A 15078-nucleotide genomic window follows, 5' to 3' on the forward strand; every position below is an offset into this window, starting at 1 on the left:
AGACTGTCATGCATCATTTGAAGTTAACACCTCTCGCCGCCCTGCTCATTAGCGGCCTCGCTGGCAGCCTCATCCTCAGCGCCTGCGGACAAAAGGCCAGCAACACCCCCATGGGTGACGCCACGGCCACTACCGTCAAAGCCAATGCCGACATGGCGCAAGACCTGGCGCTGGACGACCAGCAAGACTTTGAAGATGCCAAGCGCGGCTTGATCGCCAAACCAGAAGGCAAAATCCTCAGCCCAGCAGGTGAAGTGCTCATCGATTTCGATGCCTGGAAATTCATTGATGGCGCAGCCCCCTCCACCGTCAACCCCAGCCTGTGGCGGCATGCAAAACTCAATGCCCAAATCGGCCTGTTCAAAGTTACTGATGGCATTTACCAGTTGCGCGGCTTTGACATCGCCAATATGAGCATCATAGTAGGCAAGACAGGCTGGATCATCGTTGACCCACTCACATCAAAAGAAAGTGCCAGCGCCGCCCTCGCCTTTGCCCGCAAACACCTGGGTGATAAGTCAGTGACCGCCATCGTATTCACCCATAGCCATGCTGACCATTTTGGTGGCGCACTTGGCGTCATCACGCCAGAAGAAGTCAAAAGCAAAAACATCCCCGTCATCGCGCCCGACGGCTTCATGGAAGAAGCCACCAGCGAAAACATCCTCGTCGGCACCGCCATGGCCAGGCGCTCTGGCTACCAGTTTGGCAAAGACCTGGAGCGCTCACCCAAGGGCCTGGTCGATACCGGCCTGGGCAAAGGCGTCGCCTATGGCAGCATAGGCGTGCTAGCACCTAACCAGCTCATCACCAAAGAAACGCAGGAGCTGACACTGGACGGCGTGAACTTTGTCTTCCACAACGTGCCAGGTGCAGAAGCACCATCAGAACTGACCTTCAGCATCCCCGATAAAAAAGCCTATGCCGGTGCCGAAATACTCGCGCAAACCATGCACAATCTCTTGCCCGTGCGCGGTGCCAAGGCACGCGATGCACAACGCTGGAGCAGCTACCTCGAACAGGCCCTCGCACAAAGTGCCGATGCCGATGTTTATTTTGGTCAGCACAACTGGCCCATCTGGGGCAAGCCACGCATTGCAGAATTCATTACCAAGCAGCGCGATGTTTACAAATACACTCATGACCAGACCGTGCGCCTCATTAATGCCGGTTACACGCCTTACGAAATCGCCGACAAAATCAAGCTGCCCAAATCACTGGAAAACTATTTCGGCGCACGCGGCTACTACGGCGATCTGCGCCACAATGTCAAAGCCGTCTATCAGTTCTACATAGGCGCGTATGATGGCAACCCCGCCAACCTGAACCGCCTGCCACCGCAGGAATCTGCCAAACACTATGTAGAGTTGCTGGGCGGCGCAGACAAGGCCATCGCCGCTGCGCAAGCATCTTTTGACAAGGGAGAATACCGCTGGACAGCCGAGCTGCTAAACCACGTCGTCTTTGCCGACAGCAAAAACAAAACCGCCAAAGAACTCCTGGCACGCACCTACGAACAAATGGGCTACGCAGCAGAAGCATCCACCTGGCGCAACAGCTACCTGACCGCCGCCAATGAACTACGCAACGGCCCACCCGCCAAAGGCGTGAACCGCGCTGCCATGATAGACATGCTCAGCCAAACCCCGATAGAACGCTTCCTCGAAGCCATGGCCGCCGGCCTCAACGGCCCCGACGCCGAAGGCAAAGACTACAAGCTCAACCTGGTACTGACCGACACCAAGGAGTCTTACGTACTATGGATAGAAAACGCGGTACTGCATCACAAAAAAGCAGAACCGGTAAAAGATGCGAATGCCACGCTGACGCTGACGAAGCCCATCTTCATCAAGATGATGGCCGGGACGGCGGGCATCAAAGATACCTTGTTCAGTGATGACTTGAAGGTGGATGGGAGCAAGATAGATCTGGTGCGATTTTTTGGTCTCATCGACAAGGCGCCGGGGACGTTTGGGATTGTGACGAAGTAGGCCAATCACAATTTCACGAAACTGACTTGCAGACATTTTTTTGAAATTACTACATTTAATTTGAACACATCTGTACTTCCGATAACATTCAAAAGTCTCATTATTTCGCTCTTAGTAGCTCGAATCGAGACAAGATTAAAAACGTTGGAGCCGTGCTGTTTTTGTATTAATTTGGACACACTAATCTCATTTCTTATAATAAAACCAAATTAATATTTTTAATCATGATGTAATTAGCAAACTCTATCTTTCCCCAAAACAAAACGAGAAAAACCTATGAATGTATTTGGCTCAAAAACCGGTGTGATCATTCAAAAATCAGGTTTATGGATTGGTATCATCATATTAATTGTGATAGCGGCGTCTTTAACTCTCTCTTTGTTTACTTTATGTTTAGCAAATATACTTTTTTTCACTCAAAAAGTTGCCGATAATTTAGGCTATACATTCCTTATTAGCGATGAAATTGCAAAAGCTATACTGACATTAGGCGGCGCTATTTGCGTGGGATTTCTAGCGCTATATGGTGTTCGGCAACAAAATTTAAGTGCCGAAATGCGACACAGAAAAGATGCTAGCCTTACATTAAAAAAAGAAATTTTCTTAGAAGTAGCAGAAGCATCATTTTTCCAATTTAAAATTTTAACGACTTATGCAGCCCCTTCGGTTACTGAAGAAGATAGGCAAGTTATGATGCAAGAGGTTGAAAGTGCATTTTTTAGAATGCAAATCGTATCTAGCCAAGAAACTATCGAGGCTATGCTTGATTCAAATCACGCGTGGACAAGGGCACGATATGCCATCGCGATGCTTCCACCAGTGGAGAACAGTAATGAAGCTAGGATAATAAGGCTACAAGAAATACAGGCGCATGCTAGGCCCTTTATGAGAACGCTTTGGCAATTCAATATTTCAGCAAGAAAAGAAATAGATTGTGGGCTGCCAAATGAATCTACATACTTGGCTATGATGAACAACCAATTCGATAAGGTTGATATATTTTTTAAAGAGTTGCAAAAAAATATGAAAATTAGCCGTTAGTTCACATAGATGCGATTACTTTAAAAAATATTTTGCCGTGTCATCCGAAAATATATGCCCAAGAAACAAGCACGATCACGCAAGAGTAAGCGCCGTGACTGCTGCAGGGCCCGTAGCCGCAGTGCCCATACTCGAAGGCCTGTTTATCTGGCTTCAGGATATCAATTACCCAATTGCTAGACTGATTGCAGATTTTCTTGTCACGGTTGGAGACCCACTCATTCCCCACATCAAGAAAATATTGCGCTCTAACGATCAGCCATGGATAGAATTTGTCCTGGATTACGTCGTCGCACAATTAGCGCCGGAACATATCCATGCACTCAAGGCGGAACTCAATCAACTGGCGATGACGGGCATGTCTGAAAGTGGTGTCACTGCGATACGTATTGGGGCATCTGTCGGAATATGGGATCAAAAAACCTTGAACTGGATGCTCGACAATAATATCCGGGCATGTGAAGAATTCTTGCTTGAACTCAAAGCACTTAAAGCCGAGGCATCGCGAGAACAGCAAGTATAAGTATGATGAGTAAAACGCAGTCGTACCCAAGTTGCATTTCACATTAGCTCATATTAGTTGCAACCACCTAAACATGCCCAAGCCAGTAAGTCACGCTCCCCTTCGCGTAGCATATCCCTCTATAAACTACTGATTCCTAATAGCTTGATGGCAGCAGTAATGCATGCAACTAAGCATGGCAATTAATTTACCCGCAGCAACTAATCTTTCCCTGCCAAATCATTCACTCCAGCAACAGCCTTGCACACAAGCCTATCTACGTTTATATTGCCGGGTTGCCCGCCCCCTATATAGCGCTTTTACAGTGCACAACAACAATTCAAACCATGTCCGCAGAACCCCAGATCAAGATTTACCAAGACGATATCACGCCATTTTTGCAGCGCCTGCCTGCTTTTTTGCTGTTTCCTTTCAAGCCTGCACCGCTGATCATGATTGCGGGCTTGTCGGCCCTGAGTGTCGTGTCGGTGTTTGCCTTTGGCATGTTTCGCGGCTTGCTGATGCTGTTCTTTTTGCGCTATGCGTATGCAGTCATGGAAATGGCGTCGATGGGACAACTGAACCCAAAATGGGATGACATTACTGTCTGGGGTAATAAAGATAAACGCCCCTATAAGCAGAACCTGGTGTTCTTGCTGTATTTTATTTTGATGGTCATCGTTGGCACTTATGCCATGAAGCCGGATGCGAATGCGCCTGCGATCTCATCCAAATCCCAAACCAGTGCCGCAAGTGTGCAAATGCCTGCGGCGGCATCGCTGGCGGCAATAGCCGGCAATGAGGCCACCCCTGGCCGCAGGCCTGCGCCAACAGATGAGGATGACGACAGCGTCGACCCGGATGAACCCAAAGCCCTCAGTCAGTATGATATGGCTGCCCCCAGGGCCAGCAGCGATGGCAGTGATGAAGCAGCCCGGCGCATTGCCATGCGTGAGGCGGAGCTGACCTATGGTACGCAAAACGGCGCGCAAGACAATAGTGTGGAAGAAAGCAGCAATCAGCCGCGCAGCAGGATGGATAAATTCATGGCGCCGGATGTGCATTTTGCCAAATGGTTTTATGTGCTTGCGATCCTGTTTGCCCTGCCCATACCCGCTGCAGTGATGGTGCTGGCGATTGAAGATAATGCCTGGCGTGCTCTCAATCCTGCGACGGCGCTGTTCTTCATACGTGGCATGGGTGCATCCTATTTCGTCGTGTGGGCAATCTTTGGCGCAGTCTTGTTGAGCATAGAGGGCTTGCGTCATCTGATACCGGCAACCTGGTCACCTTTCGTGAGCGTGCCGCTGATGACTTTTTTGAATTTTTACCTGATCCTGGCAACCTATTCGATGATGGGCTATGTGCTGTATCAATACCATCAGCAACTTGGTTTGCCTGTGGCAGTGGATTTTGATACGCACAGGGAGCAGTCCAAGGCGAAGGACAATCCGGCACCTGCATCTTCTGACCCGTTCATCCAGCGTATTGATGCACTCTTGATGAGAGGTGAACTCGATGCTGCCTTGCGCATACTGGAAGATGAAATGCGCTATGAGCGCGGCAACCTGACCCTGAATGAAAAACTGTATCAGCTGCTATTGCGCAAAGGCGATGAAAAACGCATCTGCGAACAGGCGCGGCGCTATATGCTGGTGCTGGGTAAAGCTGGCTATCATGAAAAAGCCATGCATATGCTAGGTGAACTCAAAAACCGCGACCCGGCTTTTGAAGTGCAGCCGGACGATATCCTGCAAGTTGCCAGCAGTGCTTTTGCGACCAGTGATTTCAAGGGCGCGATGAATCTGATACAGGGTTTTGACAAGAAGAACCCCAAGCATGCAGATATCCCCGCCGTATACATGCTGGCTGCCCGCCTGTCTGGTGACCATTTCCGCAAATATGCGCAGGCAATTTCCATCGTGAATGTGATCTTGCAGCGTTACCCTGATGCTGACGTGGCAGCAGAAGCCAGTGCTTATCTGGAAAAAATGCAAAAGCTCATGGCAGCATTACCACCTGCTGCACCAGTGGCATCAAGCTGACCATATTACAGGCCTCCCACTAAAAAACAGAAGCAGTTGCGCTTCAGCGCAGCTCTGTTTTTGACTCTCTATTATGGTGACTACTAATGGATAATCTGGGTTTCTTAGCTGCTGCAAAACTAATGCCTGCATGTACAGATATTGAGTTAAAAAATCTATTTCCAGAAATTCACTCATTCATTGAGCAAGAAAAAAGTAAACATAGCTGGAGTGCAGTAAAGAATAGTCCAGACTTCATAGCATTTGAAAAAGCACTTCAACAACGAATGCTTGTTGCCAATGATGACGCTATCATGGCTGGCTGCTTATCAATTCTCACCATTTCTGAAATGGTCTCTGACGTCCAATTTATTATACAAGCTCTGGCACTGTCTGCGCGAAAGCTAAGACAGGCAGATGCGGTGCTGTATGCGGCAGTTCGATATGCATTGTCAGCCGACCTTCTGGATGACAACAGTTATGTGGAAGCTTGCGGTGGTTTAAATATGAATGCTCTGGAATGTGATAAACACTTGCGGGTTGCTGAAAAGATTTTGCATCCTTTGGGGATTTCAACAACGATATAGTATAGGCAAGGTACGGTTAGCTCGTGTAGGTACGATTAGTGAAACGTAATCGTACGCATGTACATCGTTGAAACAGCCATAGCCCTTTCAAGATTTGATGCCTGCGTGATTTGTGATGTGCTCCCTACCAAGTGTCTAGAGTGAGTCAACATGCGTACGATTACGCAAAGCTAATCGTACCTACAGGACTGACCAGCCTGCTTGGGATCCATCTAAAAAAACAGAAACCATTTTTTATCAAAGGTCTCTGTTTGTTATGCAGAAAAATTCAAGCCATCTAAGCCAACAATGCCGAAATAAAATCCTTCTTGTCACTCTTCGCCACTTCCTTGAATTGCAGCGCCGATTCAACATGGTGCAGATGATGGGACATCAGTTCTACGGCTTTTTCTACGTCCCCGGCTTTTGCGGCCTTGATGAATTCTACGTGTTCGTCTGATGAGCAACTGGCGTCGCGGCTGGACTGGTAGAGCATGGTGATGAGGGAACTGCGGCCAGCGAGTTTCATGAGGATGTCAGTCAGTACCTGGTTGCCTGCGGTCTTGGCGAGCAGGATGTGAAAGTCGCTGAGCAGGGTTGAGCGTTCCTGCACGTTGTTGTCGCTGATGGCCTGGCGTTCCTGGAGCAGGTGCTGTTCTATGCGGGCGTAATCTTCTGCTGTCGCCTTGGCGATGAACTCGCGTACCAGTGCAGCTTCGAGTATGCGGCGGACAGCAAATATCTCGTGGGCTTCCTGCTCGCTGGGCTTGCTGACGAAGGCGCCTTTTTCTGGCACGAGGTCGATGAGCTTGTCCTTGGCCAGCATGACGAGGGCAGCGCGGATTTTGGTGCGGCTGACGGAATACATGCGCGCCAGCGCCTCTTCCCTGAGCTTGGTGCCGGGCGGCAGCCTTTGCTCGGCGATGGCCGTGGTGATGTCTAGGGCGATGGCTTCTGAGCTGTCTGCCTGGTCTGCCTGGGCTGGATTGGTGGTGGCGGTCATATTCTTATTTACCTGTAGAGCTAGCGTGCTGCATGATGAGCTAAGGCGAAATTGTAACCTCTAGTGGACTGTAACAGTGAAAGCGCAAGTGAAGGACATGCGCCCGGCGTACCAGGGCAAGGCGCAAAACACAGCGATAGCGGGGCTATCGCGAGTATTTGCAACACAGCCCTGGTCGGCGCGCGCATGGCAGGCACTTCGCTTTTCACTGCTACAGTCCACTAAAAGCACAACGCCCAAAGATTTTGGCCTTTGGGCGTTATGTTTGTTGCATTAAGCTTGACCTGGCGCAGTCAGTGCATGAAAAACTGCATCATCCCACCACCAGCTCTGCCTTGCTATTCGCCAGATCATAACTGGCAATCGCTGCAGTATCACCATTCAAGACTGCATGGGCACGGCTTCTGTCTATGTCTTTCTCCCACGCTGCCACGACCACGGTAGCAACGCAGTTACCGATCAGGTTGCCTAGGGCGCGGGCGATGCCGATGAACCAATCGACTGACAGCACCAGTACGAGGCCTACTACCGGTATGGCCGGTATGGCAGACAGGGTGGCGGCCAGGATGACGATGGCCGAGCCGGGTACGCCATGTGCGCCTTTGGAAGTGACCAGGGCAATCGCCAGTATCGCCAGCAAATCTGAGAACGCCAGCGGGGTATTGGTGGCCTGGGCGATGAATACGGCGGCCAGTGTCAGGTAGATGGAAAACGCGTCAAGGTTGATGGAATAGCCGGTGGGTATCACCAGGCCAACAGTGGTGTCCTTGATGCCCATGTATTCCAGCTTTTTCATCACTTGTGGCAAGACAGAGTCAGACGATGCTGTCGCCAGCACTACCAGCAATTCTTCACGCAGGTATTTGATGAATTTGAAGATATTGAAGCCAGCGACTTTCAATATCCCGCCCAGGATGACAAATACAAAAATGATGACGGCAGCGTAAAACAAGATCACCAGCAAACCCAGTTGCTTCAATGAACCCACCCCATATTTGCCCACAGTGAAGGCAATGGCACCAAACACGCCCAAAGGTGCGAGCTTGATGATGAAGGACATGCACTTGAAAAACACTTCTGACAAACTACTGATCATGTTGGCGATGGGGCGGGCTTTTTCACCGACCAGTGACAGGGCGCAACCAAAGATCAGCGAAAACAGCAAGACCTGCAACACGTCACCCGAGGTAAAGGCGCTGACCACGGTGGTCGGGATGATCTTCATGACAAATTCGGCAAAGCCTGCACTTTTGACCTTGTTGGCATTATCGACATAAGTGCCCAGGGTGCTGGCATCAAGCGAGGCGGGGACGATGTTCATGCCCTCACCGGGGTGGAAGATGAAAGCCAGTGCCAGGCCCAATACCAGTGCAATGGTAGTCACCACTTCAAAGTAGATCAGCGCCTTGAGGCCGACGCGCCCTACTTTCTTGAGCTCGCCTGCACCATAAATGCCATGGACAACGACGCAAAAAACGATCATGGGGATGATCATCTTGATCAGTTTGATAAAGCCATCGCCTATGGGTTTGAGGCTGACGCCAAAGCTGGGGTACAAGACCCCTATCAGTATCCCGGCTACCAGGGCGATAAGCACCTGGCCAAAAAGTGATTTGTAGATACGCTGCACGATTACCTCCTGATTGACTGGTTATTATTACTTACTGAAATTCAACTCCAACTCATTGATAAATAGACGAAAATTCTTGCAGACCTCACCATCAAGCCAGCTTTTCAGGAAGCGATCTGAAATCAAATATACTGCATCCAATTTTTGTATGCAATAAATGAATTCAATAGTAGAATCCAAAAAAACAGGTAAATCGGCAGCTCTCACGACCAGGTAAATGCGGCATACATAACAAGACAAGCCGGGACAGCCACAGCTCACTATGAAGCCTGTACAAGATACCTAACAAAGGAGGAGACCAGCATGTCGAGCAAGATGCATTCCTACGCGAGTTGTGGCTCGCAAATCATGAGCAGGGCTGACGTATTGGCGCAACATACCGAAACACCGGGCATGTTGACGCGCACTTACCTGACCGCCGAGCACCACAGTGCCGCCGCGCAACTGGCTGAATGGATGTGCGCTGCCGGCATGAATGTGCGGCGCGATATGGCAGGCAATGTCATAGGCCGTTATGAAGGCCTGGAACCCGACGCCCCCGCCCTGCTGACCGGCTCGCATTTTGATACGGTGCGCAATGCGGGCAAATATGACGGCAACCTGGGCATCTTGCTGCCACTGGCCTGTGTAGAGCAATGGCATGCGGCGGGCAAGCGCTTCCCGTTCGCGATAGAGATCATCGGTTTTGCAGAAGAAGAAGGTGTGCGCTTCAAAGCCACGCTGCTGGGCAGCCGCGCCGCCGCAGGCACGTTTGATATGGCCGTGCTGGATAATCTGGATGATAGCGGCGCGAGCATGCGCGAAGTGATGACGGCTTCAGGCTTTCACCCAGCCGGGCTGGCCAAGGCTGCGTATGACCCGGCCAGCGTACTGGGCTTTGTCGAAGTTCATATAGAACAAGGCCCAGTCTTGCTTAATGAAAGTTTGGCGCTGGGTGTGGTCACTGCAATATCCGGTGCCACCCGCTATATGGTCGAGGTGGAAGGGCTGGCAGGGCATGCAGGCACATCCCCCATGGGCATGCGCCGTGATGCCGCCATGGCCGCAGCAGAAATCGGTCTGTATATAGAACAGCGCTGCCAGGGCATACCTGGCCTGGTTGGCACGGTTGGGCAATTCAATGTACCAAATGGTGCGGCCAATGTGGTGCCTGGCAAGGCGGTATTTTCCATAGACATACGTGCTGAGCAAGATGTGGTACGCGAACAGGCCGTGGCCGATGTGCTGGCGCAAATCGAGCGCATCGCAGCACGCCGCAAGGTGCATTTCAATTTGCGAAAAACCCATGAAGCTGCCAGCGTGCCTTGTGCGCCTTGGCTACAACAGCAACTGGCTGATTCCATTACTGATTGCGATGTACCGCTGCGTCACCTGCCCTCAGGTGCCGGACATGATGCGATGGCAATGGCCGCCATCTGCGATGTTGCCATGCTGTTTGTACGCTGCGGCAATGGCGGCATCAGCCATCACCCGGATGAAATCATGACGACAGAAGATGCCGCACTCGCTGCGCAAGCCTTTGCCCATTTTGTTGAACACTTTCAATCGAAGCGTGAAAAATAACACGCCCAATCACACTCAACACCCACCAAGAAAGCTCTCCACCATGAACAACTACGAACAACTCGACGCCTGGGTAGATGCGCACTTTGACGAGCAAGTCAAATTCCTGCAAGAACTGATACGTGTGCCTACCGATACCCCACCCGGCAATAATGCTCCCCATGCAGAACGTACTGCAGATCTCTTGCAAGACATGGGCATCAGCGCAGAAAAACATGCTGTGCCAGATAGCGAAGTCAAAGACGCTGGCCTGCAAAGCATCACGAATCTCCTGGTACGTCGCCAGTACGGCCCCGGCAAGACCGTGCTGCTGAATGCCCATGGCGACGTCGTGCCACCTGGCGAAGGCTGGACCAAAAACCCTTATGGTGGTGAAATAGAAAACGGCAACATCTATGGCCGCGCCACGGCTGTCAGCAAATGCGATTTTTCGACTTATACCTTTGCCTTGCGCGCCCTCGAAGCGGTTGCCAAACCAAAGGCGGGTACGCTGGAGTTGTTATTTACTTATGATGAAGAATTCGGTGGCGAAGTCGGCCCGGGCTGGATGCTCAAGCACAATCTGATCAAGCCTGACCTGATGATAGCTGCAGGTTTTTCTTACCAGGTCATCACAGCGCATAACGGCTGTTTGCAGATGGAAGTGACGGTGCATGGCAAGATGGCGCATGCCGCAATCCCTGACTCTGGCGTTGATGCCCTGCAGGCTGCAGTGAAAATCCTGAATGCCCTGTATGCGCAAAACATGCTGTACAAACAGGTTACCTCGAAAGTGGAAGGTATTACTCATCCTTACCTGAATGTGGGCACGATAGAGGGTGGCACGAATACCAATGTCATTCCTGGCCGTGTCACGTTCAAACTCGACCGCCGCATGATACCGGAAGAAAGTCCGGCAGAAGTCGAAGCGACTTTGCGCAAAGTCATCAGCGATACCGCCGCTGAGTTGCCCGGCATCAGCGTTGATGTAAAACGCATCTTGCTGGCAAATTCCATGCGGCCATTGCCGGGCAATGCGCCTTTGGTAGAGGCAATACAAAAACATGGTGGGACTGTGTTTGGTGAAGCGATTCCCGCGCTGGGTACGCCGCTCTATACCGATGTGCGTCTGTTCTCGGAAGCGGGCATACCTGGTGTTATCTATGGTGCTGGGCCACGTACCGTGCTGGAGTCCCATGCGAAACGGGCAGATGAGCGTTTGAACCTGGAAGATTTACGCAAGGCCACCAAGGTCATTGCGCGTAGTCTGGCGGATTTATTGGTGTGATGCCGGGTTGCACTTGTTAAGCTAAATCAAACTCAACAGGCATGCGATCACACTGTATGTGTATCGCATGCATGCTGGCCGGGTACATGTGTTTGACTCAGGCTAACTGATTTTTTCTGTCAGCAGCTACTGCCTGGCTACGGGCAATTTCCAACTCCATTGCTTTCATCTTTTCCTGATGTTCCATAGTACGCTGTTGCAGTTCAGTCTCGTGCTGGCTGGTCTTGATCCATGCATGGCAGACCGAGTAAGCGATGGCAACAGCAAATGCACCGAGGGGAACGATTTGGGAGTAAGAGAGTATGTCAGACATGGCACTTTTCCTTGCTTGGTTGATGGAGTCTCCAGTATAGGGAAGCAAAGTCAGGTGCATAAGTAGCGGCTGTAAGCAGTATTGCATGACATTTGTCATGCCCCCACCCTGGTCTGGTGAACAGCAAGGCCGGGAAGCAGAGTACTGGCAAAAACTGTTACTGCAACAAAGTAATACACGTGTTACAGAGTTTTCTTGCTAAGCTAAGCGCCCTGATCAAAGAATCAATAAGGCGCGAATAGCACCAACTGCTGCCATGAAATATCTGCTCCCCCTGTTTTTCCTATTACCTGCGCTCGCTTTTGGCCAGGGTAAGGATAGCAAAGCCACCTGTGCTGATGCACGCCTGCTACAGGCAGAAACATTGAAAAAATCCGGCATCCTCCTGCCGGTGTTCAAGCATTACTGCTATGGCGACCAGTCTGGCAACTACGCGCTTTATCTGACTGAAAAGCAGGATGTAAAGCAAGGTGAAGACAAACTTTCCAGCGCTGTAGAAGCGCACCTGCTGAAGATAGAAACTGATAAATCCCTGAGCAGCATTGCCAGCATACGCGACAAGGCCAATGCTGAAGAAGCGGGCATGGAATTCTGGAGCAAGCTGACCGAAATCAGCGACATCGATCTTCTGGTGTACCGTCGAAGACTATAACCGAGAGGGGAAAAGAAGCATCCCGGCGTGGGCAAATCTCTGCAGAAAATGCTGGCTGGAGCAGGCTGAATGTCACACATGCGCAAACCAGGCTTTTCAACTTGAATTTAATGAGCACCGTAGCTTCTCCTTAAGTGACAAAAAAGTGGCAAAAATAGTGACGATAAAAGCTGATGCAAAAAGCTTGTTCCAGCTTATCACATCGATGCGACGTGCCACTCGCCAGAATTTTCACAAACCCTGACCCACAATAGAAGAAAGGCCCAAAAAGCATTTCTACTTTTTGAGCCTGCAATTTCCATCCACTAAACCATCATACCGTCTGCGGTCTGTTCTTATGAAAGGTCACGGTACTATATGGCACTGATGATGGCGGTGGTGCCTGCAGGATGTGCTTTTTCATTGCGCCTATGATGTGCATCTCACACGGCTTGCAATCAAATTTGAGTGTGTATTTTTCTTCACCGGTGACCAGGGTCATGGGTTCGGCCTTGACCTGGCCTTGTACGCCTTGCACACCCTTGGCCTGTTTGGGGCAGAGGTTGAAGGAGAAGCGCAGGCAGTGCTTGGTGATCATCAGCGATACTTCGCCCGGTTCTTCATGTGATTCGTAGGCGGCGGCGATCAGTTGTACGGCGTGTTTTTCATAGAAGCTGCGGGCCTTGTGGTTGTACACGTTGGCGAGGTAGCTCAGGGTGGTTTCTGGATAGGCGACTGGCGGTTCGACTGCCAGTGTGCGTTCAGGGCGCTGCCATGCGGCTAGACGTGCAGCCTCATGTGCAGCCACCGCATCACGGCGCAGGGCGTTGATGACTGATGATGGTACGAACCATGGCTGTTGCAAATCGAGATTGACCTGGGCAGCCTCAAACATGGTGTTGCCGAGCTTGGCGAGGTTGTCGCGCAGGCCTGCTTCTGCCTTGTCGCGGTTTTGTGCCGGTTCCAGTGCGAGTTGCGTGCTGACTTCAGAAGTCACGCCATCTTCATCGGTAATCTTCAGCAGCAATCCATCAGCCTGTTCTGTCAAAGTCATATAGACAGGAATGCGGCGCTCAGCGGATTTTTTGGTCAACGCATGTTCCCAGCGATGATCGCGGTTGCGATTGATCAGCGTACCGACTTTTAAACCAGTCAGCTCAGCCATTTTTTCATTCGGGAAGACGCGCCAGATTTCGCCATTCTCTGATGCGCCTACGCGTTCTACGGTATTGGCCTGTATGCCCGCGACTTCGCGCTTGACCATATAGTTGAGGCCATCGCCATTCGACATGGGTTCATTGGCTTCGATCTCAAAGAAGTTGGCAGCCAGGCGGGTGACATAACCGAGGTGCAAGCCTACATATTTGGGTGAGTCGAATGCGCCTATGTCATCGAGGCGGCCATTGGCAAAATAATCGGTATGACCACGGTGGAAGTTTTTATCAACGTTAGGTGTGAAGGCAACCTGGCTATGGCCGCTGGAAGCACGCGTGAATTCTGGTCGGCGCTCTAAAATTTCATCCAGCAGCAAGCGGTAATGGGCTGTGATGTTCTTGACATAGCCCATGTCCTTGTAGCGGCCTTCTATCTTCAATGACTGCACGCCTGCATCGAGCAAGGCTTCGAGATTGCGGCTCTGGTCATTGTCTTTCATCGACAGCAGATGTTTTTCATAGGCGACTACCCTGCCCTCGCCATCGCTGAGGGTATAAGGCAGGCGGCAGGCTTGCGAGCAATCGCCACGGTTGGCGCTGCGGCCATTGTCGGCATGCGAGATATAGCATTGGCCAGAGAAGGCAACGCACAATGCGCCGTGAATAAAATATTCCAGCGGCGTGGCAACCTGCGCCTTGATGGCCTGTATCTGTTTGATCGTCAGTTCACGCGCCAGCACCAATTGCGAGAAGCCGACATCGCCAAGGAATTTGGCTTTTTCCACACCACGGATATCGCACTGTGTGCTGGCATGCAACTGTATAGGTGGGATATCGAGTTCCAGTATGCCCATGTCTTGCACGATGAGGGCATCGACGCCGGCATCATACAACTGGTGTATCTGCTTCCTTGCCGGTTCCAGTTCTGAATCATGCAGGATGGTATTCATGGTCACGAAGATGCGCGCATGATAGCGGTGGGCAAATTCCACCAGGCTGGCGATCTCACTGACTTCATTACTGGCATTGTGACGCGCACCAAACGAAGGGCCACCGATATACACGGCATCAGCACCATGCAAGATCGCTTCGCGGCCTATTTCTACAGTTTTGGCGGGCGATAACAGTTCGGTCTGGTTGACAAGCAAGCTCATGGTGGTGGCCGGTGACAGGGAAAGGGCGAAATTATAAAGGAAATCAAGGGCTTATGTCATATTTGCTGCTGCAACCCAGTATTAATTGAATGTTGATTAAGCAATATTTGCGTTGGCAAAGCTGCTTTCTTGGGTTTCCATCAATATTGAAGCCTGATTTTTATCTTTTGCAGTGTAGATCAAGACGGGCAAATAACCAGAAGATATGTGGCGCAGACAAAATTTCATTGCACAAAAAG

At 50.9% G+C, this 15078-nt stretch carries 12 protein-coding genes; 8 read left to right on the plus strand and 4 right to left on the minus strand.

Translation table 11 applies throughout. The features are described from left to right. Positions 1-8 precede the first annotated feature (8 nt). The 5 genes from UNDKW_RS17840 (at position 9) to UNDKW_RS17860 (ending at position 6145) form a co-directional block, all read left to right on the plus strand. Complete coding sequence (locus UNDKW_RS17840; RefSeq protein WP_162059778.1) at positions 9-1991, plus strand: alkyl/aryl-sulfatase; 1983 nt, start codon at positions 9-11, stop codon at positions 1989-1991. A gap of 276 nt (positions 1992-2267) precedes the next feature. Further along, positions 2268-3032: a hypothetical protein gene (locus UNDKW_RS17845; RefSeq protein WP_162059779.1), complete on the plus strand. Its 765-nt coding sequence runs from the start codon at positions 2268-2270 to the stop codon at positions 3030-3032. Between the two features lie 37 nt (positions 3033-3069). Beyond that, the gene (locus tag UNDKW_RS17850) at positions 3070-3555 is read left to right on the plus strand and encodes a DUF5071 domain-containing protein (RefSeq protein ID WP_255431514.1); all 486 of its coding nucleotides are present in this window, start codon (positions 3070-3072) and stop codon (positions 3553-3555) included. A gap of 326 nt (positions 3556-3881) precedes the next feature. Further along, positions 3882-5579: a tol-pal system YbgF family protein gene (locus UNDKW_RS17855; RefSeq protein ID WP_162059781.1), complete on the plus strand. Its 1698-nt coding sequence runs from the start codon at positions 3882-3884 to the stop codon at positions 5577-5579. An 86-nt stretch (positions 5580-5665) separates the two neighbouring features. After that, positions 5666-6145, plus strand: coding sequence for a hypothetical protein (locus UNDKW_RS17860; RefSeq protein WP_162059782.1), 480 nt, complete (start codon positions 5666-5668; stop codon positions 6143-6145). A gap of 277 nt (positions 6146-6422) precedes the next feature. Here UNDKW_RS17860 and UNDKW_RS17865 read toward each other — a convergent pair whose 3' ends face one another. Both UNDKW_RS17865 and UNDKW_RS17870 read right to left on the minus strand, forming a co-directional pair. Beyond that, positions 6423-7127: a GntR family transcriptional regulator gene (locus UNDKW_RS17865; RefSeq protein ID WP_162059783.1), complete on the minus strand. Its 705-nt coding sequence runs from the start codon at positions 7125-7127 to the stop codon at positions 6423-6425. A 313-nt stretch (positions 7128-7440) separates the two neighbouring features. Further along, positions 7441-8757, minus strand: a complete 1317-nt coding sequence (locus UNDKW_RS17870; RefSeq protein WP_162059784.1) for a C4-dicarboxylate transporter DctA — start codon at positions 8755-8757, stop codon at positions 7441-7443. A gap of 303 nt (positions 8758-9060) precedes the next feature. Here UNDKW_RS17870 and UNDKW_RS17875 point away from each other — a divergent pair, with 303 nt between their 5' ends. Then, complete coding sequence (locus tag UNDKW_RS17875; RefSeq protein WP_162059785.1) at positions 9061-10320, plus strand: allantoate amidohydrolase; 1260 nt, start codon at positions 9061-9063, stop codon at positions 10318-10320. Between the two features lie 43 nt (positions 10321-10363). Beyond that, positions 10364-11587 (plus strand): ArgE/DapE family deacylase, encoded by a 1224-nt coding sequence (locus tag UNDKW_RS17880; RefSeq protein ID WP_162059786.1) that lies wholly within the window; start codon positions 10364-10366, stop codon positions 11585-11587. 97 nt (positions 11588-11684) lie between these two features. On the opposite strand, the gene UNDKW_RS17885 is transcribed toward UNDKW_RS17880, so the two are convergent. Beyond that, positions 11685-11900 carry a hypothetical protein gene (locus UNDKW_RS17885; protein ID WP_162059787.1) on the minus strand — a complete coding sequence of 72 codons (216 nt, stop codon included), beginning with the start codon at positions 11898-11900 and terminating at the stop codon, positions 11685-11687. A gap of 256 nt (positions 11901-12156) precedes the next feature. On the opposite strand from UNDKW_RS17885, the gene UNDKW_RS17890 reads away from it, so the two are divergent. Then, positions 12157-12552 (plus strand): hypothetical protein, encoded by a 396-nt coding sequence (locus tag UNDKW_RS17890; protein WP_162059788.1) that lies wholly within the window; start codon positions 12157-12159, stop codon positions 12550-12552. A 313-nt stretch (positions 12553-12865) separates the two neighbouring features. Here UNDKW_RS17890 and UNDKW_RS17895 read toward each other — a convergent pair whose 3' ends face one another. Beyond that, on the minus strand, positions 12866-14839 hold the full coding sequence (locus UNDKW_RS17895) for a U32 family peptidase (protein WP_162059789.1): 1974 nt from the start codon (positions 14837-14839) through the stop codon (positions 12866-12868). Between the last annotated feature and the right edge of the window lie 239 nt (positions 14840-15078).

Origin of the sequence: Undibacterium sp. KW1 (assembly GCF_009937955.1) — a bacterium.
Classification (GTDB): Bacteria; Pseudomonadota; Gammaproteobacteria; order Burkholderiales; family Burkholderiaceae_D; genus Undibacterium.